36 protein-coding genes, 1 tRNA gene and 1 pseudogene are annotated in these 24289 nt (G+C 36.5%); 27 read left to right on the top strand and 11 right to left on the bottom strand.

Annotated elements, in window-relative coordinates:
* Positions 1-4 precede the first annotated feature (4 nt).
* From dnaK to FC32_RS08905, 3 genes are all read left to right on the top strand, one after another.
* A complete protein-coding gene (gene dnaK, locus FC32_RS08915) occupies positions 5-1846 on the top strand; it encodes a molecular chaperone DnaK (RefSeq protein WP_025087503.1) in 1842 nt (613 codons plus the stop codon).
* A 127-nt stretch (positions 1847-1973) separates the two neighbouring features.
* The gene (gene dnaJ, locus FC32_RS08910) at positions 1974-3110 is read left to right on the top strand and encodes a molecular chaperone DnaJ (protein ID WP_025087502.1); all 1137 of its coding nucleotides are present in this window, start codon (positions 1974-1976) and stop codon (positions 3108-3110) included.
* Positions 3111-3195: 85 nt separating this feature from the next.
* Positions 3196-3269, top strand: a tRNA-Arg gene (locus FC32_RS08905).
* Between the two features lie 133 nt (positions 3270-3402).
* Here FC32_RS08905 and FC32_RS08900 read toward each other — a convergent pair.
* The 11 genes from FC32_RS08900 to FC32_RS08850 all read right to left on the bottom strand — a co-directional run bounded on the left by FC32_RS08900 (position 3403) and on the right by FC32_RS08850 (position 11469).
* Positions 3403-4500: a site-specific integrase gene (locus tag FC32_RS08900; RefSeq protein WP_025087501.1), complete on the bottom strand. Its 1098-nt coding sequence runs from the start codon at positions 4498-4500 to the stop codon at positions 3403-3405.
* A 65-nt stretch (positions 4501-4565) separates the two neighbouring features.
* Positions 4566-5807, bottom strand: a complete 1242-nt coding sequence (locus FC32_RS08895; RefSeq protein WP_025087500.1) for an Abi family protein — start codon at positions 5805-5807, stop codon at positions 4566-4568.
* A gap of 122 nt (positions 5808-5929) precedes the next feature.
* A complete protein-coding gene (locus FC32_RS08890; protein ID WP_025087499.1) occupies positions 5930-6361 on the bottom strand; it encodes a hypothetical protein in 432 nt (143 codons plus the stop codon).
* Between the two features lie 144 nt (positions 6362-6505).
* On the bottom strand, positions 6506-7108 hold the full coding sequence (locus FC32_RS08885; RefSeq protein ID WP_025087498.1) for a DUF3862 domain-containing protein: 603 nt from the start codon (positions 7106-7108) through the stop codon (positions 6506-6508).
* A gap of 197 nt (positions 7109-7305) precedes the next feature.
* Positions 7306-8094 carry a DUF1828 domain-containing protein gene (locus tag FC32_RS08880; protein WP_025087497.1) on the bottom strand — a complete coding sequence of 263 codons (789 nt, stop codon included), beginning with the start codon at positions 8092-8094 and terminating at the stop codon, positions 7306-7308.
* Positions 8081-8584, bottom strand: coding sequence for a DUF6978 family protein (locus tag FC32_RS11010; protein WP_025087496.1), 504 nt, complete (start codon positions 8582-8584; stop codon positions 8081-8083). Before FC32_RS11010 ends, FC32_RS08880 begins: the two co-directional genes overlap by 14 nt.
* A 142-nt stretch (positions 8585-8726) precedes the next feature.
* Positions 8727-9353 carry a hypothetical protein gene (locus FC32_RS08870; RefSeq protein WP_025087495.1) on the bottom strand — a complete coding sequence of 209 codons (627 nt, stop codon included), beginning with the start codon at positions 9351-9353 and terminating at the stop codon, positions 8727-8729.
* Positions 9337-9645, bottom strand: a complete 309-nt coding sequence (locus FC32_RS08865) for a hypothetical protein (RefSeq protein WP_051533661.1) — start codon at positions 9643-9645, stop codon at positions 9337-9339. The genes FC32_RS08870 and FC32_RS08865 overlap by 17 nt, the downstream gene beginning before the upstream one ends.
* Before the next feature lie 15 nt (positions 9646-9660).
* Positions 9661-10575: a ParA family protein gene (locus tag FC32_RS08860; RefSeq protein ID WP_035459945.1), complete on the bottom strand. Its 915-nt coding sequence runs from the start codon at positions 10573-10575 to the stop codon at positions 9661-9663.
* Positions 10576-10629: 54 nt separating this feature from the next.
* Positions 10630-11058: an ImmA/IrrE family metallo-endopeptidase gene (locus FC32_RS08855; RefSeq protein WP_025087494.1), complete on the bottom strand. Its 429-nt coding sequence runs from the start codon at positions 11056-11058 to the stop codon at positions 10630-10632.
* Positions 11059-11070: 12 nt separating this feature from the next.
* Entirely contained in the window at positions 11071-11469 is a 399-nt protein-coding gene (locus FC32_RS08850; protein ID WP_025087493.1) for a helix-turn-helix domain-containing protein, read from the bottom strand.
* A 284-nt stretch (positions 11470-11753) separates the two neighbouring features.
* On the opposite strand from FC32_RS08850, the gene FC32_RS08845 reads away from it, so the two are divergent.
* The 24 genes and pseudogenes from FC32_RS08845 to FC32_RS10750 all read left to right on the top strand — a co-directional run.
* A complete protein-coding gene (locus tag FC32_RS08845) occupies positions 11754-11918 on the top strand; it encodes an XRE family transcriptional regulator (RefSeq protein WP_156399016.1) in 165 nt (54 codons plus the stop codon).
* A gap of 12 nt (positions 11919-11930) precedes the next feature.
* Positions 11931-12251: a hypothetical protein gene (locus FC32_RS08840; protein ID WP_025087491.1), complete on the top strand. Its 321-nt coding sequence runs from the start codon at positions 11931-11933 to the stop codon at positions 12249-12251.
* A complete protein-coding gene (locus FC32_RS08835; RefSeq protein WP_025087490.1) occupies positions 12239-12973 on the top strand; it encodes an antA/AntB antirepressor family protein in 735 nt (244 codons plus the stop codon). The genes FC32_RS08840 and FC32_RS08835 overlap by 13 nt, the downstream gene beginning before the upstream one ends.
* 10 nt (positions 12974-12983) lie before the next feature.
* Positions 12984-13337 carry a DUF771 domain-containing protein gene (locus tag FC32_RS08830; RefSeq protein ID WP_162150522.1) on the top strand — a complete coding sequence of 118 codons (354 nt, stop codon included), beginning with the start codon at positions 12984-12986 and terminating at the stop codon, positions 13335-13337.
* Positions 13338-13416: 79 nt separating this feature from the next.
* Positions 13417-13590: a hypothetical protein gene (locus FC32_RS10625; protein ID WP_155891478.1), complete on the top strand. Its 174-nt coding sequence runs from the start codon at positions 13417-13419 to the stop codon at positions 13588-13590.
* A gap of 80 nt (positions 13591-13670) precedes the next feature.
* On the top strand, positions 13671-13937 hold the full coding sequence (locus FC32_RS08825) for a hypothetical protein (RefSeq protein WP_025087823.1): 267 nt from the start codon (positions 13671-13673) through the stop codon (positions 13935-13937).
* Positions 13938-14146: 209 nt separating this feature from the next.
* The gene (locus FC32_RS08815; RefSeq protein ID WP_025087825.1) at positions 14147-14623 is read left to right on the top strand and encodes a siphovirus Gp157 family protein; all 477 of its coding nucleotides are present in this window, start codon (positions 14147-14149) and stop codon (positions 14621-14623) included.
* 11 nt (positions 14624-14634) lie between these two features.
* On the top strand, positions 14635-15342 hold the full coding sequence (locus FC32_RS08810) for an AAA family ATPase (RefSeq protein WP_025087826.1): 708 nt from the start codon (positions 14635-14637) through the stop codon (positions 15340-15342).
* Between the two features lie 17 nt (positions 15343-15359).
* Positions 15360-15959, top strand: a complete 600-nt coding sequence (locus FC32_RS08805; protein WP_056957400.1) for a DUF669 domain-containing protein — start codon at positions 15360-15362, stop codon at positions 15957-15959.
* An 18-nt stretch (positions 15960-15977) separates the two neighbouring features.
* Positions 15978-16670 carry a putative HNHc nuclease gene (locus FC32_RS08800; protein WP_025087827.1) on the top strand — a complete coding sequence of 231 codons (693 nt, stop codon included), beginning with the start codon at positions 15978-15980 and terminating at the stop codon, positions 16668-16670.
* Positions 16671-16723: 53 nt separating this feature from the next.
* Positions 16724-17668, top strand: a complete 945-nt coding sequence (locus FC32_RS08795) for a helix-turn-helix domain-containing protein (protein WP_025087828.1) — start codon at positions 16724-16726, stop codon at positions 17666-17668.
* Positions 17628-18866: a replicative DNA helicase gene (locus FC32_RS08790; RefSeq protein WP_025087829.1), complete on the top strand. Its 1239-nt coding sequence runs from the start codon at positions 17628-17630 to the stop codon at positions 18864-18866. Before FC32_RS08795 ends, FC32_RS08790 begins: the two co-directional genes overlap by 41 nt.
* 4 nt (positions 18867-18870) lie before the next feature.
* Positions 18871-19290 (top strand): hypothetical protein, encoded by a 420-nt coding sequence (locus tag FC32_RS08785; RefSeq protein ID WP_056957399.1) that lies wholly within the window; start codon positions 18871-18873, stop codon positions 19288-19290.
* Between the two features lie 3 nt (positions 19291-19293).
* On the top strand, positions 19294-19800 hold the full coding sequence (locus tag FC32_RS08780; RefSeq protein WP_025087831.1) for a hypothetical protein: 507 nt from the start codon (positions 19294-19296) through the stop codon (positions 19798-19800).
* Between the two features lie 102 nt (positions 19801-19902).
* Positions 19903-20157: a hypothetical protein gene (locus tag FC32_RS08775; protein ID WP_155891498.1), complete on the top strand. Its 255-nt coding sequence runs from the start codon at positions 19903-19905 to the stop codon at positions 20155-20157.
* 212 nt (positions 20158-20369) lie between these two features.
* The gene (locus tag FC32_RS08770) at positions 20370-20648 is read left to right on the top strand and encodes a hypothetical protein (protein WP_025087833.1); all 279 of its coding nucleotides are present in this window, start codon (positions 20370-20372) and stop codon (positions 20646-20648) included.
* Positions 20649-20820: 172 nt separating this feature from the next.
* A complete protein-coding gene (locus FC32_RS08765; RefSeq protein ID WP_056957398.1) occupies positions 20821-21372 on the top strand; it encodes a hypothetical protein in 552 nt (183 codons plus the stop codon).
* A complete protein-coding gene (locus FC32_RS08760; protein WP_081780092.1) occupies positions 21362-21832 on the top strand; it encodes a DUF1064 domain-containing protein in 471 nt (156 codons plus the stop codon). Before FC32_RS08765 ends, FC32_RS08760 begins: the two co-directional genes overlap by 11 nt.
* Before the next feature lie 164 nt (positions 21833-21996).
* On the top strand, positions 21997-22254 hold the full coding sequence (locus tag FC32_RS08755; protein WP_025087834.1) for a hypothetical protein: 258 nt from the start codon (positions 21997-21999) through the stop codon (positions 22252-22254).
* Between the two features lie 84 nt (positions 22255-22338).
* Entirely contained in the window at positions 22339-22560 is a 222-nt protein-coding gene (locus FC32_RS08750; RefSeq protein WP_025087835.1) for a crAss001_48 related protein, read from the top strand.
* Positions 22557-23042 (top strand): class I SAM-dependent methyltransferase, encoded by a 486-nt coding sequence (locus FC32_RS08745; protein ID WP_025087836.1) that lies wholly within the window; start codon positions 22557-22559, stop codon positions 23040-23042. The genes FC32_RS08750 and FC32_RS08745 overlap by 4 nt, the downstream gene beginning before the upstream one ends.
* Complete coding sequence (locus FC32_RS08740; RefSeq protein WP_025087837.1) at positions 23017-23211, top strand: DUF6877 family protein; 195 nt, start codon at positions 23017-23019, stop codon at positions 23209-23211. The genes FC32_RS08745 and FC32_RS08740 overlap by 26 nt, the downstream gene beginning before the upstream one ends.
* Before the next feature lie 286 nt (positions 23212-23497).
* On the top strand, positions 23498-24037 hold the full coding sequence (locus FC32_RS08730) for a hypothetical protein (protein WP_025087839.1): 540 nt from the start codon (positions 23498-23500) through the stop codon (positions 24035-24037).
* A gap of 66 nt (positions 24038-24103) precedes the next feature.
* Positions 24104-24289: pseudogene (locus FC32_RS10750) on the top strand (hypothetical protein); the annotation flags it as partial.

The raw sequence follows: 24289 nt of genomic DNA, 5'->3' as shown, positions 1-24289 counted from the left end.
ATTAATGTCAAAAATCATTGGTATTGACCTTGGGACAACAAACTCAGCAGTTGCTGTTCTTGAAGGTAAAGAAGCTAAAATCATTACAAATCCAGAAGGAAACCGGACAACTCCATCTGTTGTTTCCTTTAAAAATGGCGAAACACAAGTTGGTGAAGTAGCTAAGCGTCAAGCTATCACAAACCCAAATACGATTAGCTCGATCAAACGTCATATGGGTGAAGCTGGTTATACAGTTGATATTGAAGGTAAGGAATACACACCACAAGAAATTTCAGCAATGATCTTACAATATATTAAGGAATATGCTGAAAGCTACTTAGGTGAAGAAGTAACTCAAGCTGTTATCACTGTACCTGCTTACTTTAACGACTCACAACGTCAAGCTACAAAAGATGCTGGTAAGATCGCTGGTTTGAAAGTTGAACGTATCGTCAACGAACCAACAGCTGCTGCTTTAGCATACGGTCTTGATAAGCAAGACAAAGACGAAAAAGTTTTAGTCTTTGACCTTGGTGGTGGTACATTTGACGTTTCCATCCTTGAACTTGGCGATGGTGTCTTCCAAGTATTATCAACAAATGGTGATACACATCTTGGTGGGGATGACTTTGATAACAAGATCATTGATTGGTTAGTTGAAGAATTTAAGAAAGAACATGGCATCGATCTTTCAACTGATAAGATGGCAATGCAACGTCTTAAAGATGCTGCTGAAAAAGCTAAGAAAGACCTTTCTGGTGTTACTTCAGCTCAAATCTCCTTGCCATTTATCACAGCAGGTGAAGCTGGTCCATTGCACTTAGAAACAACTTTAACACGTGCTAAGTTCAATGAATTAACACATGATTTGATTGAAAGAACTAAGATCCCTGTCCGCAACGCTTTGAAAGATGCTGGCTTAACAAATGCTGATATCGACGAAGTTATCTTAGTTGGTGGTTCTACACGTATTCCAGCTGTTAAAGAAGCGGTTAAGTCTGAAACAGGTCACACACCAAATGAATCTGTTAACCCAGATGAAGCTGTTGCTTTAGGTGCAGCTATCCAAGGTGGGGTTATCACAGGTGATGTTAAAGACGTTGTTTTACTTGATGTTACTCCATTATCACTTGGTATTGAAACAATGGGTGGCGTCTTTACGAAGTTGATTGATCGCAATACAACGATCCCAACATCCAAGTCACAAGTCTTCTCAACTGCTGCAGATAACCAACCAGCTGTTGATATTCACGTTTTACAAGGTGAACGTCCAATGGCAGCTGACAACAAGACATTAGGTCGCTTCCAATTAACAGATATTCCAGCTGCTCCACGTGGTGTTCCTCAAATCCAAGTTACATTTGATATTGATAAGAACGGTATTGTAAATGTTTCTGCTAAAGATTTAGGTACAAACAAAGAACAAAAGATCACGATCAAGAGTTCATCTGGTTTATCTGATGAAGAAATTGATCGTATGGTCAAGGAAGCTAAGGAAAACGAAGAAGCAGATAAGAAGCGGAAAGAAGAAGTAGATCTTCGAAATGAAGTAGATCAATTACTCTTCCAAACAGATAAGACGCTTGAAGAAATCAAGGGTAAGGTTTCCGATGATGAAATCAAGAAGGCTGAAGATGCACGTGATGCATTGAAGAAGGCTCAAGAAGAAAACAACATTGAAGACATGAAGACTAAGAAGGACGACTTAACTAAGATCATCCAAGATATGTCTGTTAAACTTTACCAACAAGCACAAGAAGCTCAAGGCCAAGCACAAACAGGTGATGCATCAGCTGATAACAGCAACAACGATGATAATACTGTGGATGGTGACTTTAAAGAAGTCGACCCTGACGATAAATAATCGTTATACTGGCTAAATAAAAAGTCAAAGGCCCTAGGGGACTTTGACTTTTTATTTTTAATGAGTTATGTTACGCTAAACATGAGCGTAATTTTACGGGAAAAAATAGACAATTTGGAGGAGAAAAATGGATAAAAATCCTTATGATGTCTTAGGCGTTTCGAAAGATGCATCCGATGCTGATATCAAGCGTGCTTATCGTAAACTTTCTAAAAAATATCACCCAGATTTGAACCACGAGCCTGGGGCAGAAGAAAAATTCAAAGAAGTAAATGATGCTTACGAAATTTTAAGTGATCCTCAAAAAAAGGCACAATATGACCAATTTGGTTCAACTGGAGCTCAAGGTTTCGGTGGTGGCGCTGGTCAAGGCTTTGGTGGGTTTGAAGGTGGCTTTGGTGCTGGTTTTGACGACATCTTTAGTTCATTTTTCGGTGGCGGTGCAGCTAATGCACGTTCTCGGACAGCACCGCGTCAAGGTCGTGACTTACAATATGAAATGAATTTAACTTTTGAAGAAGCGATTTTTGGAAAGACAACTGAAATCGAATATACACGTGAAGAAGATTGTGATACTTGTGGTGGTACAGGTGCTAAACCAGGAACTTCACCAGTGACATGTTCACACTGTGGTGGTCGTGGCTTTGTTCAAGTTGAACGCCAAACACCACTTGGTCGGATCATGACACAACAAGAATGTGATGTATGTAACGGTACTGGTAAGGAAATCAAAGAAAAATGTACTACTTGCCATGGTTCAGGTCATGTGCGTAAAAAACACGTCGTTGAAGTCAAAGTGCCAGCTGGGGTTGAAGATGGCAACCAAATGCGTCTTCAAGGTCAAGGTGAAGCAGGAACTAATGGTGGACCTTATGGTGATTTATTTATCGTCTTTAATGTTGCACCTAGTGATACCTTTAAGCGTGATGGTTCTGAAATCTACCTTGAACAACCAATTAGCTTTGTCCAAGCAACCTTAGGGGCTGAAATTCCAGTCAAAACCGTTCATGGGGACGTTAAGTTAAAGATCCCTGCTGGAACACAAACAGGAACAACTTTCCGTTTACGTGGCAAGGGTGCGCCTAAGTTGCATGGAGCAGGTAATGGTGATGAACGTGTAACTGTTAAAGTTCAAATACCAAAGAACCTCAATAAGCAACAAAAGATTGCCTTAAAGGCATTTGCTGAAGCATCAGGTGATGAAGCTCAAGACGATGAAGGCAACTTCTTAGAACGTTTAGTTAAGGCATTAAAAAACGAATAGTAGGATAAGATAAAAATTTATAATTTTTATTCGATAATTATTGACTTTTAGGTTAAGATGACGGTATAATTAATTTCGTTGTGATGGTCTGGTAGCTCAGTTGGATAGAGCAACGGTCTTCTAAACCGTAGGTCGTGAGTTCGAATCTCACCCGGATCATTTTAAATGAAGTTAATACCAGTTAAGAAAAGGCAAAACGTTGTTATATCAGCGTTTTGCCTTTTTTGTTTTATTGAAAAAACAGTTAAAAACAGTAGGAATTTGAAAAGTTGTTGCACAAATGTTGCACAAATTACTCAGCCAGCAAAGCGAGATTTTTCTTGATCTCACTTATTTGTGTTTGCTGATATTCATGGATAAGATAGGCATAAGTATCGGTCGTAGTAGATAGATCCGAGTGACCTAATCGCTTAGAAATAACAAAAATATCGATCCCTTTGCTAAGCAGATAGGCAACGTGTGTATGACGTAACGAATGGAAGTGAAATGACGGTTTCTTGATCTCAGATTGTTTTAAGAGCGCGCGTAATGTATTATTTGCAGCCGCTGAAGTCGGGATCTGACCACGTACATTTTCAAATACCATCTCGCTATTATTTTCTTTGAGTTCAGCTAACCAATCAAGCAATTGTTGTGTTACGTTTACAGTCCGATTAGATGAATCATTTTTCGTTGCTTTAAATCCACCACCACTTTGATAGTCCCAAGTCTTATTGACTGTGATCGTTTGACGTTGATAATCGATGTCGTCCCAAGTAAGCGCCATGATCTCACCAATACGCATTCCAGTCATGATCGCAGTTAGGATCATGTAGCGAGACGTATAGCGCTTTTGACGTCCGTTTAAGCAAAGATCAGTTAATCGCTTGAGTTCATCAAGTGAGAGGTAGTCTATCTTTCTAGTTCTTGCAGGATCAAATACAAGTTGGATATTTTCAGTAAAATTCTTTCGAATGATTTCGTCGTACATAGCTGAGCTAACACAAGCTTTGATCATTGAATGCATGATCCGAACGGTATTCTTTGAGCGGTTCGTACCGTATTGATTTAGAAATACCTGATAATCATGACGAGTAATGTCTTGGATCGCAATATCTTGAAAGTACTCGTTGATCTGTCTTATTGCAACTTCGTATCGCTGTTGGGTTGAGTACTTTGAAGTGGGTTGTTTATATACTTTATACCAATTGGCAAAATACTCAGAAAAGGGGATCTTTTTTTGTTTGATGTTAACGCCTGTAAATAATTGTTGCTCTAATTCGACTGCGTACTGACGAGCTTCATTTTTTGTTTTAAAGCCACCTTTAGATTTTTGCTTTAGTACGCCATTTTTATCACGCCAAGAAACTCGAACATGGTAGCTCTTACCACGTTTGACGATACTTGCCATATTATCACTCCTTTCGAATGTATGTTCTTTTTATGTGTTTTTAAAACCCGCCACGGGGACGGGGCTTAAAAACAATTCTTACATTTCCTCAAACCTTTAGAAATAGCTTCTTGTTCAGGTAAACTAATCGGAGGATTACATCTATTTTTCAATCTGGAACAATCACAAGTGGCATGAAAAACAGCACTATTTTTTAGAGTATATACAGTCTCCATTTGATGTATACTTTCGTTAAGGATAAAATTATTGCCATCTTTTTCTAATTTATATAGATGTTCTGATGCAATTGTCAAGCGTTGAACATAGTCTATCGGTAGATTGGCATATTCTAGATATAGCAAATAATTGTTTCTGTAGTCATCAGACTCCTTATAAGCATCATCTAATTCACGTAATCGAGAAAGTATAAACTTTCTATGCCCTACATCTCCAGCCAACAGTATTAGTGATAGCAAAGCTATGTATAGTTTATTATCTGATAGATATTTTTTCGAATCGCCTACAGGAAAGATATTTTTACCTAGGTACTTAAATAAAGTTTTTTTTGAAATGACATTATCTAACGTAACATTTTTTAAGTACATCGGAGAGGAATGAGCAGCAGTGTTTCGGAAGTTTCTAAGAATTTCCGTTGCTTGAAGAAATAATTGTTTTGTATTAGATAATTCATTAACGTTGTTGATGTTACATGGTAAAAAAGATGTAACTACAGTATTTTTTATAATATCTTTTTGTATTTTGTAGAATCTTATCAATGTTCCAAATGGTATGTTTTGAACTAAAATCCATGGTGGAACATGATTTTTATTATTTCGATAATATGCGGTGGGATTTTCTTTTGTACTATTTAAAATCTTTTTTCTAATATGATCTAATGTGCTTCGAGCATATCTTGTATTTTGATAATATTTAGAGCTTAAGTAAGAAGGTATTTGAGGACATGGATTTTTGGGATCGTTATCTTTGTGACTATTCACATTATAATTTTGTGCAACTAAATTTCCTAAGAGGGTTCCTAAGTGACTATCTATTTGTAGGACATTGGCTAGGAAGACTTCTCTAAATTGAGAATCAAAGACATAAAGAGAATATAGATCATCAATAGTTACACCAGCAGAAAACACTTCTAAATTATCAATGTTTTTCTGAACAAAAGGACGTTTATAGCCGTTAATTAATCGATTGTAGCCAAAATCGTTTAGAAATTTCACTACAGTGTTTTCGTCAGTAATTACTAACTTTTTGTCCTTCAACTTTTTAATCATATGCTCAACAGGCGCATATGGCTTATCAAAAATATTTTTCAACGAAAATACCCCCCAATCGTGCTTAAAGACGATTGAGGGGTATCTCGTGCACACTACTCTGTTGGGTGTACCTTTCAAACTAAGAGTAGTGTAACACGTACAACCTCAACCGTCAATGAAATTTATTTTTTAACGACAGAAACTTCATCACCTATGTGAACAGTATTATGTGTATATAGGCCTGAAACTTCATTGTCGTTTATATTCATAGAATTCCCGATAATTTGCTTGGTTTGTTTGTTTTTTCCACCAGTTAGAGGCTCAAATGGTTTCATCAAAGCTTCTATAGCTGGGTTATGGTTTTTAATTTTTGTATATTTTGATACACAGATACAAAATTTTTCGTGAACTTCTGTTACAAAAAGTTTTTCTTTCATTTGTCTGATACTTCCGAGAATTTCTTTTGTGTAAGGATCCGTTAACGTAATTTTGTGTTTATCTAATATATTAAGTGAGTCTTTAGTCGTAATGCCATCACGTGTTCCTAAATTTACAACTACAGTAGTATCATCAAGTATTTTGAGTATTTGTGGCAATTTTTTTCTTTCATCCATTATATAAAACTCCTTACAACTTGTTTATTTTGAGAATAGGTATACTATCCAGCTTTTAACGTCATCAGTATTTGGACGTATTATTGATATAATTCTTTTTTGTGTCTTATAAAACCCGCCACCGAGGACGGGCTGTAAATTGATTTATTTTAGTTCTGATTGTGTTTTAGATGTTAATTGACCATTGGTAAACTTGAGCATTGCATTAGCATACGAACTACCTTTGATACCAGTTAACCAAATAGCTGTAATCTTTGTTTCACCACTAATGACCAGTTCATTTAAACTATCAGGTTCACCGTAATTTTTGATGATTTCATCGTATGATGCACCAGTTTGGATCTGGTTAAATGCATCTAAAGTTAATTTTTCTTCACGTTTTCCAAATTTAAATCCGCTAAGATCCTTAGTTACAACCTTATCGTCTACAAAGTGAAGCATTATAGTGATTCCATTTTTAGTCCAAGTACCAGTTTTAGCGGAAGTGCCTTGAAATTTTGTAGGCTTACCTAGTGATTTTTTAACTTCATCAAGTGTTGAACCACCATTTCCGGAATCCATAATATCGCCAACTTTGATACTATTAAATTTGTTACGAAGTTCTGTATTTTTCAAGACAACTTCATTTTTAGCACTTGATGAACTCGATGATGTATCTTTTTTAGAATCAGTCGAGCCAGCACAAGCAGATAAAACAACGGAACAAACTCCCAATAAAGCAAAAGATAATAATTTCTTTTTGTACATAGTAATTCCCCTTTTTATGTGTAATCAGCTTTTAACGTCATCAGTATTTGGACAAATAAAAAAGCGCGATTAGTACATGAACTAACCGTGCTGGGGGAAATTAATCCCGCGTAAAAATATAAATAGTGGAGCCGAACCCCCAGTAACCATATTATCACACGGTATTAGTTAATGGTCAACGGATTAGTAATATAGACTTAGGAAGCAACCAATAAAGAAGGATCATTTTGAATCTTTTCAAATCCTATTACTTCAGCTAAATTATCATCTAATCCGACTAAAGCATTCATTTTCATTTGATCACGGATCGCATTATTAGAGTCATTAAGTAAAAGTACGTACTTCGAATCTCTGGTGTTAGATGTTTCTCTGACATCAAAATTAAAAACTTTAGCTTGATTAACATCATTAGGTCGGGCAGCTGTTTTTATAAGGCGATCCTTGCCGGCTGGTAAGGGAATTGAAAAGTCGAAATGAGAGGATATACCATTTTTTCCAACTATTTCAACATTAGGGGAAAATAAAATTTCGTTATCAATAAGAAAACTTGATAGTATATCATTGAATGTAGCATTAACATTTTCTTTGCTTAAATATAATAGGTCATTAATGCGCATGATAGCTTGTAACAATCTATTTTTAGCTGTTGGAAAACGCCGTACATCAGTTGTGATACTGAGAGCCTCTGTATTAGAGTTGTACTCTATGCCAAAATCATTTAAGGTATTTTCGAATAACCGATATATATTCTTTGACCGCTTAGTGATTTTTAGACCGTTATCTTCAAGATTAAAGAGTGTCTCACCAAAATCGGTTACTTCAATTTGACTTTTTGAGACAAATTTTGCGAATAATTCTATATTATCGTAATTGTTATCTACAAAGGGGGTACTGATAGAAATGTACCCATCCTCAACGTCTGTAAATATTAGTTCTTTTTTAAGCCAATCAATGTAGCTATTTTTAAGACTTTCAGCTTGTGACATTACGATCAGTCCTTTCTTTTATATTAGTATAACGTATGTATTCAAGGAAGACATCTCGGATATATTTTAAATTTTTGAATTCATCTAAATCACTAATGGGGATAACGTTTTTTGGTTCATATTTATTATCAGATGAATAAATATGGGCGTGCGATCCATAGACAACATATTCGTTATCTTTATTTTGGTTATTTTTGTGTCGTAAAGTATTACCAAAATCTAACCGAAGTAAATGTTTTTTTACATCAAGAAATCTTAAACCTATAGAAAATCTAGATTGTATAGGAGTAGTATGGACTGTGAATTCATATAATATGTTACGTTCTAAATCTTTCACATTACAACGATAGGCGCCACTCTCATATATTAGGGTAGAAACTATTTGATTATAAATGTCTTGATAGTTCATCAAATTTTCTGGATTTTTTTCATTCTCTATTAGTTTTGCTATTTCCTGTTCAGTCAAATTATCTAAATCATATTTATTCATATCATAATTCCCCTTTTTACGTAGCAGCCTTTTAGCGACATCAGTATTTGGTCAATTTATTTTACGTAGTTAAATGTAAAGAAATTACTATAATCTATCTCGTGGATAGACCTTATCCAATATATTTTTCGCATATGAAAATTTATTTAATTTCATAGTTTGTCAAAAAAGTAAGAATATCAAGTTGCCTTAAAAAAATTAGAGACATATCTTCTTCATATAGATAGATCATTCTTTTCATAAGAATTTTTACAACATCCATATTTTGTCGGATTACCTTTTGACGTTCCTTAGGGTCTATGAGTTTATTGCTTTTTTTTAACATGTCAGTAACCAGCATATTAATATTATCTGTTTCATCAATACTTATACTATGGTGTATAATTTGGCTATCTTTCTTGAAAATATCCGTAACCCTCGATTTATCGTCACCAGAAAAGTCTGCACGTTTAATAAGTTCGGTCGTTGTTATTCGTTCATTACAGTGGACTATAATTTTTAGAGAAGTTTCGATGATAGTTCTCTCTGAAAGTAGGAAAGCACGATAGTCCCCAGCGCAAAAATACTTTAAAAGATATAGAAATTCTGTAGATAAAATACTACAATGGGTACATTCGAATCTTTTAGAATATAAGAACTTAAAAAATACAACTTTTTTCAAAATGAATCTGATAAATTCTATATCTTGATTTATTAATTGATAGGATGTCGTCTCATCTTGTATTGCAGTCAAGGATGCCCTTAATTGCTGCTTAATGTTCTGCATCATTTGTTTCAATTATCCTTCCGATATATGCATACAGTTTGTTTTTGGTTGCAAATAGTTCAGCATCTGAATACGAGTCTATTATGCGAGTGATTCTAGCTAAAGTTAGTGTTCTACTACGAATAACATAAGGACGAAAAGAAATAGAGAAAATATCATTGAGAAATGGAATAAGATCCTTATTGTTTTTGAATATTTTTGTAGATAAAATTAACTCACTAGTGATTCCGATAATTTTATACTTGGGGATTATCTTATTTTTTAATTCATTTCTGTATGTATATAATTCATTCATGGTATTATCTCCTTTTTAATTTTCGACACGACGTAATAATTCTTCAACAATCGCAATAATATCTTCTCGAGAATTTTTGTATCTGGTTGGTAAAGTGCCGCCAGTTATACCAACTTGTATATCATTATAAATATGGGTTTGTGCATCAAAAATATCAAGTTCATTAACTGCTTTTCGAGATTCAAAACTTTGTTTTATGCGTGACTGTTTTTTTCCAATATCAGTAGGTACCATTGTATATATAATACCCAGGCACTTCAAGTCTCTACTTGTTGATTTTTTTAATGCTTTTACAGAATTTTGTAGAGAATCAATCCCAGTAATTGAGTAACGATCAATTCTATTGGGAATAACATAATAATCGGATGCGATTAGGGCGCTATCTGTATAAACCGTTAAGGTAGGGGGGCAATCTATAATAACATAGCTGTACTTTTCGCGAATATTTTCATCAAGAATGAAACGATTAAGTCTATTCAAAAATGTATAATCACTACTTTTGTTAGCTAGGACCAGATTGAGATCACCACAGATAATATCTAGATGTTCAGTTAAATTAACGATAATGTCTTTAGGCGAGCTATACTCTTCAATGAGTTCTGTTTGTGGGGTAAAAAGTCTGTAGATAGTTTTACGCTCTTTTTTAATTTTTTCAGTATAAAAATTATATTCATAATTATCGAGTGACTCTCGGGCTTTAGCTTGTGTTATTTTTTCTTTTTCGGCGATTAGTTTAACGGTATCGTTCTTTTTGTAAAAATCAAGTAATCCTTGTGTCCCATTGAATTGGGGGTCTATATCAATGAATAAAGTTTTTTCATGTTTATGATTAGCTAAATAGTCAGCGATACCAATACTTAGTGTCGTTTTCCCAACACCACCTTTCATATTGATAAAGCTAATGACTTTTCCATCTTTTTTTTCGCACATAATTATCTCTCCTTTTTATTTCAGCTTTTAGAGTCATCAGTGTTTGGACAGTGTTTAAGTTAATGATTCACCAAAATAAAAATTTTCTGGCACGCCATAAGAATAATTTAGCTGTTTTATCTCACTAGCGTATTCCCCATTTTCTTCACAGTAAAAAGAATTACATAGCTCAAAACTAAATAAATCAGCTTCACGTTCCATACCTGACCTAAAATGCATGTTACTATCATAAGCACAAGCGATACCAGTATGCTTGAAGATATGACCTAACTCATGTCCGCAAATGTAGTATTTAGCGCTACTATCTCGCAATTTATCGGATAGTAAGATTATAGGTTGACCATATAGATAAATAGCTTTTGCTAAGGGACTACTTATCTGTACATAATATGTTGGAATATCAAAATACATAGCTATTTTAAATGGATCATGTGTCCCCGTTTTTTTATAGATATTCCGTAAAAGATCGCTATATTTCCACATAACAACACCCCGTTAAAACTTAAATTCACCTTTTTCATTTTTTCTTTTTTTAAATTCGTCGTGGTATCTATAGAAAATTTGAGTTAATGCTATCTCAAGTTTTTCTCTATCTTCTTGTGTGACTTTTCCATCCCCAAAAGTCATCCCATTGTCCAAATTATCTTCAAGAAATTTTTTCAAGTCTTTTGTTTCTTGTTCTTCACTGGAATCTTTAGTTTTTTTTCTTCCTAGTAAGTAATCGGTAGATACATTGAAATAATCGGCTACTTCTATTAATTTAGTTGAATTAGGAGCAGACTTTTTCCATTTATACAGATAATTTTTACTGAGTCCAAGATCTGCTTCAACGTCTACAATGCTCTTACCTCTAGAGTCTGCAAGATTTTTAATTCTATCAAAAACTGTTTCCATAATAGCCTCTCATCTTTTTTGCCAAAAAAGGCAATTTTATTGTTGACATCTACCAAAAAAGGCAATATACTTATTCTTGTAAGTTGATGATGTAAGTAAGAATAGCAAAAATTAATTGGTAGATGACAAGCTGTTATTAGAATGAACAAGTTTACTTTGTAAGCTTATTTATTTATGCCATCATTCTACCAATTAAGGTAGAAAGTGTCAACTTAAATTACCTAAAAAGGTAGGTGAATATTTTGCCAGATTTAACTTACAAAGAGAAAATGACGATCCGGTTGATGAGAAACAAGAGAGCTGGTTTAAAACCAGCTAGTCAAGCTGACATCGCAAGACGCTTTGAACTTAGTCGAATGTACGTGAATGCAGTGATTGCAGAAAGCCAGAAAGGTCCTAAATCGGACGAGTGGCGAAAAAAATTTGCAGCTTACGCTGGTATTGAATAGGGAGATGATCAAATGATTATCACAATTGATGAAAAAGACTTAAAACGAATGATAAACGAAAGCGTTGAAGAACGACTTAAACAAGCTAAGGAGCCCACTTATTGCAGAGAGTGGTTAAAGTTGCGAAAAGAGATTGATGAGTACTGTCATTCAACGAAGTATCAAGAAAACAATCGAAGTTATGCAACGCTCCAAAATTTTATCTATTCAGCAATCAAGTTTGCTTTAGGCATCAGCAGATTATCAGAGATGACAAATGTTGAAGCGGAGGTTGCAAGAGAAGTATTTGAATTTTTAAAAGAAAAGAGAGGACAAGCGAAATGGATGAGTTAGTACCAGTACAAAAACAAAAAGATGGATCAGTAGTTGTTAGCGGTCGTGATTTACATGACTTCTTAGATGTAAAAACGAAATACGCTGATTGGTTTAAGCGAATGAGCGAATACGGATTTGATGAAAATATTGATTTTGCCGTGTTTCTCAAAAATGAGAAGGACGATACAGCGTTCGGAGGATATAGAAAAATTACGGATCATGCCATGACATTAGACATGGCGAAAGAGATTTCAATGATCCAACGTACAGAACGAGGCAAGCAAGCCCGGCAATACTTCATTGAGATCGAGAAACGTTATAAAAATCAACAATCACAACTGCCAACATCCCCAACCGAAATGCTTAAACTAGCAATCAATTCAACACTTGAAACGGCTGATAAGGTAGAAGCGCTAAACACTCGAATGGATGAATTTGAACAAAACGCTCCGATCGATCCGGGAGAATATAACTATTTGAGCAAGCGGATCAGCTCAGAAGTTCAAAATTACGTTGTGTCACATCACATGATTTTGAACCAAAAGCAACGATCACAACTTTATAAAGATGTGAACCGAGGTGTTAAAGAAGTGACTGGCGTCAAAACAAGATCACAATTACGAAAGAAAGATTTTGATGTCGTTGATCGTTATTTGATGAATTGGACGCCTAGCCCAGCAACGTTGATGATTATTGATCAACTGAGAGATGAAGCTAAAGAGCAAGAAAGACTTTTTTAGGAGGATGGACATGATGAAATTAGTCGAATATAGTACAGAATTTTCTTTTACTGAGCTTGTTAAAAAGATCGTAAGAGATGAGATCAAAAAAGAAAAAAGTAACCAGTTTGAACAAGCTCTTGGTGAAACTTGGACGCTTGATGAATTTCGGAAAAATTGTTGTTTTAACAAGGATCGTGAATGGGTGAAGCTGTTCATCTTTGCTCAATTTAAAGACGAGATTGAACTGGGAAAACCTGGCGGGTGGTTGAAACCTTCAAAAGGTAAAGGCAGTCCGTATGGTGTCTATGCAGTTGAAGCACGCAAATGGATGCAGGCTAATCGAAATCGTATTGATTGGAATGCAAAGTTGCCAAGGGGGTGAGAGTGATCAAACTATTGTTGTTGCTAGCAATACTGATCGTAGTTGATTGTTGTTGCGAATCGCTGAAAGAAAAATGGAGATGACAGGGATGGAAGAAAATAAAGGAGCATTGATCTTGCTGGTGATGCTCGGTGTTGCGATTGGTTCATGGTCAGCAGCAATCACGATAGCGATGCTCTTCTTGAGCTTGCCGGTAATCGTGTATAGCGGGATCAGACATGAACCATGGCTAGAACATTTTTTCGAGCCGTAAAAAAAGAGTCGCATGGCAGTGCGACCCTCAACAAAATAACTTTAGGTAAATTATAACACGAAATTAAAGGAGATACGAAAATGAATAACGTAAATTCAGAAAAAGCAGTGCATACAGTGTCGAATGTGTTAGAAGAATTGAAATTTGAAACTTATTTTGTAGCTATAAAGAATGATAGCTCAAAAAATAATGACTTCAATGCTGTAATTACTGGAGATACCGAAACAGTAGCAAAGTTACTATTATCATTTCTAAATGCCGTACCAAAGCAGGTAAAGGTGCAGATGCAACAATACTTGCGTGAAGATGTAACAGCAGAGATTTTAAGACGGGAACGTGATGAGTAATGAGGTTTGATCAAATCGACGCGATTGAAACGTACAACGATCCCAATAGTTGCGATCGCTCAGAACCAGAAACGTTATACGCAGTAACTTATCCAGACGGTACCACAATTTTTAATATGAGCAGGGAAGAAGTCTTAGATTACGTAGAAGACGTGTTGGATTTTGGATTCTCAGGAAGTTTTTCAGTACGAGAACAGGAGGAAGAATAAATGAACTTATTTGAAATCAACGAACAATATCGAGCAGTAGAAGAAATGGATTTAGATCAAAAAACATTGCAAGATACACTAGATGCGATCGCAGATGCTAGGGATGTGAAACTTGATAATATCGCATTTCTGATTGAGAAGAGCAAGATGCAAGCTGATTTCTTGAAGAACAAGATCAAAGAGTTACAGGAAGCAAAGAAAGCTCTTGAGAACAAACAAAAGAGTCTAAAAGATTACATGACAGCGGCGCTTGACGAAGCTGGTATCAAAGAACTACAGACAAGCAATCACATTTTGAAGACGAGAAATTACAAGAAGTCAGTGATTGTTGATCAATTAGAAGAGCTTCCAGATGAGTACAAGAAGACAGAAACGGTAGTCAAAGCTGATTCCATGGCGTTATACAGAGCACTCATGGATGGTAAAGACATCAAGGGTGCTCACTTGAAAGACAATCGTGGGACAGTAATCAAATAGGAGGTATAGGAATGCAATTTTTTACGCCAGGAAATTTCCCAGAGCACCATAACATGTATTTCATTTACGGTGACGGTGGGACGGGAAAAACGACCTTGTTAAAACAATTCAAGGGCAACAAAGCATTATTCAGTTTTGACCTATCGTACAACGTTGTCAAAGATACAGGGGATATCACACTTGCCGTTCTAGAAGGAACAGATATTCCAATTATTCAACGTGTTGTATGGGATAACTTAGTAGCAGCGATAAACAGTCCAAACATTGACGTGATTTGCTTAGATAATGTAACAGCACTACAAAATTACGTGCTAGACAACATTGAACATGCAGCTAAAGACAATCGTCAGAACTATAACGCAATGCAGAAGTGGTTTCGAGATGTCGGAACTTTGTTGAGAAGAAGTAACAAGACGATTTATGTTACAGCCCATGCGATCGACAAAGACAATGGCGGAATTGACGGGCAAGGACGTTATGAAGCGGATATGAACTTAAAAACGTTCAACGCTTTTACCTCAATGTTTGATCTAGTTGGACGTATCTATGTTAAAGATGGAAAGCGGTGGATCGATCTTGATCCAGAACAAGGCAACCATGCTAAGAATCGCATTGACGATCGTAAGCTAATTAACGCTGATGAGCTTGTAGAAGCCAAGCCAACAGAAGAAATTACAGTAGAAGAACCAAAGACAAAGAAAGCTAATAAAGCTTCATAGAGAAAGGATAGATGAATATGGCATTTAAAGGACTAAAAGTAGATGGAAATAACACATTTTGGAAATGGGTTGAAGAAGCTGGAACGTACAATGTTCGAGTACTACCATCATCTCAATTCAAAAAAAATAGCAATGGCAACGATATGTTAACACTTAACTATGAAGTTTTAGATGGTAAATACGCAGGCGGTCAAATCAGGTTTGACAACATTAGTTGGACTGACGACACACCTGAAAAAGAAGAACGATCATTAAAACGATTCAATACGTTATTAGTTGCAGCAGGTTTTCCGGAAGGTGCTCAAGTAGATACGTTGCAAATTATGTTACAGGGGCTTATCACAAAGTACAACAAATTAAATGTTGCGGTTGAGTGGTCAGACGAACCGAGTGAAAAAGGTTTTTACAATTTACGTGTTAAAAATCATAAAATTCTTGATCCTGAGGGAAGCAAGCCTAATGGAGAATTTGCTCCAACGCAACAACAAAATAACAGTAATTTTAATAAAGCTGATACAGCAGTTGATCGATCAGTAGCTAGCTTACCAAATAATTTTGGATCAGATCCATTTGCAGGAGCAGGTCAAGTGATCTCAGATGACGACTTACCGTTCTAAGCTTAGGAGCTGATAACAATGGAGCGAAGATCAAGAGCTATCCTGCAACGTGCGGATGATGGTGGAGCGTGGTTGATGGTCAAGTTAGATCACATGCCTAACTTGGATCATATCGAGAAAGTAGCAGGTAGCAAAGAACAGTTCTATGTTGATTGGGAACTTGCAGATACAAGACGTGTCAGGAAGAAACAACGGCGCTTGTTCTTCGCTCTGTTGAATGACATCGTGGACCACTTTGTTGTACCACAAGATTTCTTGAAAGACATGTTCTATCTACAGTATCAGTTTTATACAGGTAAAGAGATCAGCTTAGCAGACCACACAAGATCAAGTGTGACAGATGCAAATGTATTGATCGGACTGGTAGTAGATTTCATGTTTGAGTGGCATGTACCATTTGCCAAAGGCTACGAGCTACTACCAAAAGAAGAGCAGTACTTCATCTATCAATGTTGCCGGCATAGGGTGTGTCTGATCTGCGGGTTATCAGCTGATATACACCACACAGACACAATCGGCATGGGTATCGATCGTAACAAGGTGGATCACACACAACATAGAGTGCTACCGCTTTGCAGGACTCATCATCAAAATTATCATCAGCTTGGGCCAGAAAAGTTTTCAGAGTTATATCACGTTCCAGCAAACGGCATCAAGCTAGACGCTGAAACACTTAAGAAAATCAACGTTAAAGGAAACTATGAGAGTTAGCGAACGTATAATCGCCTAACGGGTGGGAAGCCCGGTAAAAAGGAGGTGCAACGATGGCCGAACAAGAATTTGCTGGAGTCAGATTATTTCTAAACATTCCTGCTGAAGTTGCTCATGATCCAAGATTTAAGAGTGATAAATCAATTCTACTATTTGGTGAAATTTTTTCAATGCTCAATGTTACAGGCAGCTTCTTTATGAGTAATAAAGAGATGGCTAAGAGAATACGAGCTAAGTCAGAAAAGACAGTTCAAAATTGCCTGTCAGAGTTAGAAAAGTTGGGATATATCAAAAGGGAAATAATAACTGATAAGAAAAGCGGGAAAGTTATAGGGCGTGGAAGAATTACTTCTCCATATTGCAATCGATTTATAGGGGGTGTAACAGATTACGTCCCCCCACGTAATGAAATTCACCCGGGGGGTGTAACAGATTACGCCATAAAAGAACAGAGTAATAGAACATCTAATAATAGATCAACTGATAAATCAGTCGATCGTGTGAGCAAAAAGCAGCTAGAAGAAGATTTCAATAAACTTTGGAAGTTGTACCCACGAAAGGAAGGCAAAAAGAAAGCTTTTGAGGCATATAAGAGAGCAATCAAAAAGGGGACAACCAACAAAGAGATCCAAACAGGTATTGTGAATTATCTGACTCAGATCAGAGTACAAAGAACAAGCAAACAGTATATCAAGCAAGGATCAACGTGGTTTAACGGAGAGTGTTGGAATGATGAGTACAACACTGGTGGTAATAGTTCCTCTGTCAACAAAAGAAATCATCCTAGTTCCGCCCCCGCCGAACAGCGCACGGCATCAGATCTTGAAAGAGAAGAGAGAGAAAGCAGACGTGATGCTTTTCCAATGCAGTATAAAAATCACCCTGAATGGTTTAGTGAAGAAGATGTCAAGAATATCCTTGAAGAATTTCCAGAGCTGAGAGAGAAGGTGTTAGAGATTGAACGAGCTAGAGCAAAGAGTGATCGCAACGTTTCTTAGCAAACCTGAATTGGTCGATATTGTATCTATAAATGCTACTTGGTTTGAAGATACCCGTTTTAGAAACGTTGTAGAAGTTTTACAGAGTTTAGATGCGAATGAACGAACGACACTCAATGTATATAGCGAACTAGATAAGTATGACGGACAGTTGAGCTATAAAGATCTTGAAGATATGCGAGAGTCGGTATTTTCAACGGCAAGCATCACAAATGATGTGAAGGCACTGCATAAGCTAGCAGCTAAGAAAAAGTTAGATGAAGCAGTTGTAATGTATCAGATGTCACCTAAAAAAGACGAGCTTAACAAGTTGTCATCAGCGATCGATAATTTAAAGAAGACTGACGAAGAGGACGACGATAAGGGTTATCTCGATGAGGCGATGGATGATCTGAGTTATCGCATGTATAACGATATGCCAGTTGGGATCAAGAGCTTTCCTAAGTTAGATAATTTCTTAGCTGGTGGTCTGTATGGCTCGATGTTACTGACGATCGGTGCACGTCCTTCAGTTGGTAAAACAGCTTACGGTGTGAACTTAGCATATCAGATCATAAGCAATGATCCAGAAGTGCAAGTCGATTTCTTCACACTAGAAATGAACAAGCGTGAGATGCTTAACAGATTTGTAGCACGACACACTAATATCTCATCACAGCGATTAAAGAGACCTGCGAAAGTTCTCCAAAAATACGAACGTGAATTAGTAGCTGATGCAATCGAATGGTACAGAGAGCGTAAATTACGTGTGTATGACAAAGTTTTATCTTTGAGTGGTATCTTATCGATCATCAGAGAAAATGCAGCTAAATCAAAGTCAAACAAGTATGTGGCGATCGTTGATTACATCGGTCTGGTCAAAGTTGAAAATAGTCGATTGGCACGTTGGGAACAAGTTAGCCAGATCTCACGAGAACTAAAAATCATGGCAAATGAGTATAACGTTCCGATCGTGGTGTTAGCTCAGCTCAATCGAGATGTGAACGCTAACCAGACACCGCAACTTTCAAATTTGCGTGACTCAGGATCGATTGAACAGGATAGCAACGTTGTGGCGTTCTTGCATAGACCATACGAAGACGATCCAAAAGTTGTTCAATTAACGATCCAGAAGAATCGTGAAGGTGCATTAGGGACGATCGACTATTATTTCGAGGGACGTTATATGACGTTTATCGAACCAAACAATGAGGAATGAGGTGATGAACATGAGCCGATACATGAATCAAGTGCAATACGCTGAGATCATGAAATCTGAGAATTTGCAAGAATCGATTGCTGTTAAAGCGATGTTAAAGCAAGCGATTATGCATACAAATATCATCAGAAAGCTTGAAATGCATGCAGAGGCTCATGAAGATCAAGCAACGATATTTCAAAAGTTCATCAAAGAGCATGAAGAAAAACGTGTTACGGCTGTCTGGCGAGCAATAGAGGTGGCAGAGGAAGAGAAGCGCCAAGGTTGGCGCTTTGTAGAAGATGGAGCTAATTTTTTGAAATATCTAGAGGTCAAATATGACGGCGATCTTAAACAAGTGACAGAAGTTGAAGAAGCGCAGTTACAGCTGACGACGTTATACGATCAGTTATACAGACAACGACAAAAAAGGGAGATGAGATAAGAAATGGGAGTAACTAATGCAAGTGATTATACGATCACACCGCACGCAAGTGAACGAATCAAGCAACGTTTTGGACAGACTTTAGACTCGATGCGTGATTGGACAGAACGACTGCTGAATTTATGTGAGTTCGTTAAACATGAAGATAACGGAAGAGATCATTATCGATATCGTGATATTGGAATTATTTTAGATCTCAAGAAAAAGCAAGTGATCACAATGTTTCCAGAACCACAAGATGTTATCAAGTTAGATAAAAAGTCTTTGAATCCAGAGTTACAGACAAGCGTTAACGAAATGATCGCTGAATTTTTGGAAAAGAAACGACGTGAAACAGCGGAAAGTGTTCATTCAAAAGTATTTGATATTGAACAAGCAGCAGCCGATTTTTATATCAATTCTAGTGAGAATAATCTGATCGAATTAAGATCGGTGCTCAGAGTGGTTGATGACGAATTAGCAAAGTATGACATGTTTGTAGCGGAAACAAAGCTAGTCACAAGAAAGTGAGATTTGATATATGACAGGAAAGAAGCGAAGCAAGAAACGCGATAAACGTAGACGACGACAAAAGAAATTACGAATTGCACAAGAAAGAAGTGATAAAAAATGATGTCTAATTCTGAACGTTTGGAACGTCGTGAAAAAATCAAAAAGAAAATGGATAAAGTCGCTCGTGCTATGTATTTGGAAGATATAAGCTGGGAAGAGTTCTATGCAATGTATGATACTTTGTATCATCAATTAGAGATAGAATACGCAAAAGAAATGCAAGACTTCAAAAATGAACTTAGCGAGAAGATTATGGATCGGTGGGGTGAGGATAATGGAAAAAAGTGGTATGAAAATCATTCGTTGGGATGCTAAGAAAACAGGAAGCAAGTTAGGACAACCTTTTCGATATGGTCCAACGTTAAAAGAATATCGAAAAGAAATGAATATCAATCCGCACAATTGGAGAAAACACAAGAAATGAATTTTAAGCTTGTTTAAGTCGTAAATGAGCGACTTTACCACAACAGACGATAAATTATTCATGAAGTATATAAAATGCGCTCAGTACGAGCTAGGAGGTTTATATGGTAATCAGATTAGATGATGTGTATTCGATTGAAAGCGATACGTACACGTATAACTTGAAACGAAAACGGACCAAAGATAATGCGAAAACAAGTTCATATGATGTTAACTACTACCCGACGTTAGCAAGTGCTCTTGATGCTTATGCAAATGCTGCATTAAAAGAAATGGATGCAGAAAGCTTAGCTGAATTGATCGCAAATGTTAAAGCTGTTCAAAATAAATTAGAGCAAAAATGTATTGAATTAGCGGAGAAATTAAAAAATGCTGGTGCTTAAGGCAATTGGTATTTTATCAGCTGTAGCATTGTTAGTGATTTTTATCTTGCTGATTTGGGCAGGATTTGACAATAGATAAAATCAAAAAAAGCGATTTTTTTAACGATAGAATTTGAATTTTAAGCTGTATTGTCAAAAAAAACGACATTTTTAACAATAGGAGGAAAAGAACATGAGTTTAGAATTTTACGCAGGAATCGATAATTTCAAAGTAGACACAAAGGGAAACATCACGATTACAGAAAAGCTGGCTGGTTCAGGTCTACTAAATCAATTAGATGAGTTGCAGAAGTTGAAATTGGATGGCGTCGTACGCTTCACGATCGAGTCAGCTGTAACACGTTACACACAAAAGGTCGACGCAGAGACATTAGAACCAGTCGAATATTACGAACGTGACACCGCTGGCACTTGGAAAACAGTGCAAAATGAACAATTATCGCTTGATGTTGGTGAAGAACAAGTGATCGAACGTGAAGAAGAAATCACGGCAGACATTATCGATCGCTTCTTGATGACTGAGAAATATGAATTAAAGAGTGATTTTAACCCACGCAAAGTATTGGTCAGAATGGCAGAAGGATATTCGTTTGATGAGATCGCCAAAGAGCTGAACTTTGAAAGTACCTCAGACTTGTTGAAGAAGCTAAATGAAGCTCGTATCGAATACGCTGGCATGGCTAAAGCTTGGGATGAGTCAAAGGATGTTGAAGATGACGAATAAGGCAGGTACGCATTTTGGTCGGAGAGTTGAGTTAGATGGATACGTGTTTGACTCACAAAAAGAAGCTGATTTTTATCAGCGGTTTGTTAGAGATAGCGGTTATGAATTTGACGTGCATCCCCGATTCGTGCTTGAAAAAGCGGGGACGATGACTGCAATCACGTACAAACCTGATTTTGTAATTTACGATCGCAACGGTCGGATTTTACATGTGTATGATGTCAAGTCTAGTTTAGATGGTCGTTATGGTGCTGATCCAGCTGCTAAGTTGAGATTTAACTTATTTCAGCGACGGTTTAAAAAAGCTGTTGAAGTAGTTGTGCCACGCAAGAATGATTTTAAGATGCGGATCTTTGGACTAAGTAAGAATGTCAATACTCGCAGAGTTACGACAAAGGGCAAGGTACAATTTTATGACATCATGCAAAATCTTGACTACGATCCAGCAAAATTTTTTTAAGGAAGGTGATCATCATGGAATGCCAATACTGTGGAGATGATTTTGAAGAAACAGGTGCATGTTTGGTTTACGAAGATGAATGCTATTGTAGCGAGGAATGCTTATACAACGCAATCATGGAAGATGCACACTGGGAATATGTAGACGATTTGGAGGACTGAGAAATGCTAAAAGAGTATAGAAAGACAGCAACGATCAAAGCCGAGCAATTTACCGAAGAACCTGAGCAAGTCTTTAAGTACGGTATGTTCCCGAGTGTTGATAATCGCGCTAATGAATTTCAATATTTTTTGCCAACGAAAGAAGGTGATATGGGCATCAACTCAGGTGATTGGATCGCTACAGGAGAAAAAGGTGAACATTGGGCGATTAAAGATGATATTTTTAAGCAAACTTATGAATTAGTGGAGGAAGAAGAATGAAAATATTAGATGTATGCTGTGGTAGTCGAATGTTTTGGTACAACATTACAAAGGTTTGAGCGGTAAGTAAGGAGGATTAAAGAGATGAAATCAACTGAACAAGTGATCAAAGAGCTGAAACAGGAAAAAGCAGAGCTGTCTGAAAAAATTAGGAAGTTGAAGAAATTTTTAGGTAATGAAACATTAGTTGCCCAAGTTGGAAAACGACATGCGTATTTATTGAGGCGCCAGCTTTCTCCGATGGAAGACTACGAGTTTTGGTTAGAAGAACGAATTAACGATCTTGGAGAGAAATTGGAAAAATGAAAATCTTAGACGTATGTTGCGGATCGAGAATGTTTTGGTATGACAAGCAGGAAGAACATACGACATACATGGACATCAGAAGACATCACGAAGAACTTCCGACAGGACATGTTATCGACGTTGATCCAGATACTCAAGCTGATTTTCGTAGCATACCATTTCCAGATAATACATTTGATCTTGTGGTATTTGACCCGCCACATTTGATATACGCTGGCCAGAATAGCTGGCTAGCTAAAAAGTATGGCAAGCTCGATAAAGAAAGTTGGCCAGAAGATTTGAAATGTGGCTTTGATGAGTGCAGGCGTGTACTCAAATCAACTGGAACATTGATTTTTAAGTGGAATGAGGATCAAATCAAGTTTAGTGATGTTATAAAAGCATTTGGCCAGAAACCTATTTTTGGTGATCGCAGGAGTAAGACAAGATGGTGCGTGTTTTTGAAAGGAGATAAAGATGACAGCCAAAGAAAAAATAGTTGAATTGCTAAGCAGGTATAGTTATCCGATGTCGGTGATCGAAGATGTAATTAAACGTACAAGCGATTACTATCTATCGCATACACCAGCGGATGATAATGATCCTTACTTGTGGCAACAAGTACGGTATCTGGAGAATGTCAAAAAGTTTGTTTTGGAGATGAGTGAATGACAACATTAACAATTGTAATCGCAGGCACATGCTTGGCGATCGGAATTTTTATCGGATATGCAATTAGTGAATTTTAAAGGAGGGGAAAATAAATGAAGTTAATTAAGGGCTTGTGTAATGCATTAATACTAGTTAGCGGTGTTGCGTGGATAGCAGCGATCGTAATAAATGTTTTTCAACAAGAATATCTAAAAGCATTGTGTTACACATCGTTATTGAGCACATATTTATTAGCTCATTGTTTGATTAAGTTAGTTGAAATTGTGGATTTATGGAGGATGAAGCGATGAAGTTCGGTGTTGCGGTATCTTATCTAGAAAATATAACTGACAATATTTTTGAAAATCAAGATGAGATTTTGAAATATATCAATGAACATTCTGAAGACGAGACCGCAAAAACAGCTTTTAATGTTTATTTAAACGGTATAAAAAATCAAAAAAACCAACAAAAAAAACCTAGACGTTTTTTTACGTGGAAAGCAGAAGATATATCGACTGGAAAAATGATTAGTACTGAAACTCTTGATGATCTTTCTAATAAAATAAATTCATCAAAATCAAGTATTAGTCGCTGCTATTATGAGAATATTTACGTAAATGGACAATATAAAATAACTAGAACAGAAAGAAAACCATCTTTTTCAAGTACACATGAGTTTATCTGGATTGCAGATAACAATTATACAAATGAACATTTTGAAACTGAATCATGTTATGAATTAGCTAAAATGTTAGATTTATCAGTATCATCTGTCGTTAATTTACGAAAAATGGGAAAAGCCAGTAAAAAAGGTTATGTGATCAGTCGCATAAAAAAAGCGTAGCAAGCATCTCGCCACGCTATAAATTATCTAAAAAACACATTACATTATAGCATGGAGGGCAAATTAATGGAAATCGATATGAGCAAAGCTGAAGAATTTGCAAACTGGTTTTCAGGTATTGATGTTGATGTGATCGAAACAGCTGCTAATGTGCGCAAGTTTTTCAAGCAAGATTATCCAAAATTAATGCGAGTTGCTGGTGTTGGGAATAGCTTTTTAAAGTCGCCTGTGATCACAGATGAACCTAAAGCG

The organism is Ligilactobacillus apodemi DSM 16634 = JCM 16172 (genome assembly GCF_001434405.1).
Lineage (GTDB): Bacteria > Bacillota > Bacilli > Lactobacillales > Lactobacillaceae > Ligilactobacillus > Ligilactobacillus apodemi.
The sequence above is the reverse complement of the archived record's forward strand: the minus strand, read 5'-3'. Positions and strand labels throughout refer to the sequence as shown.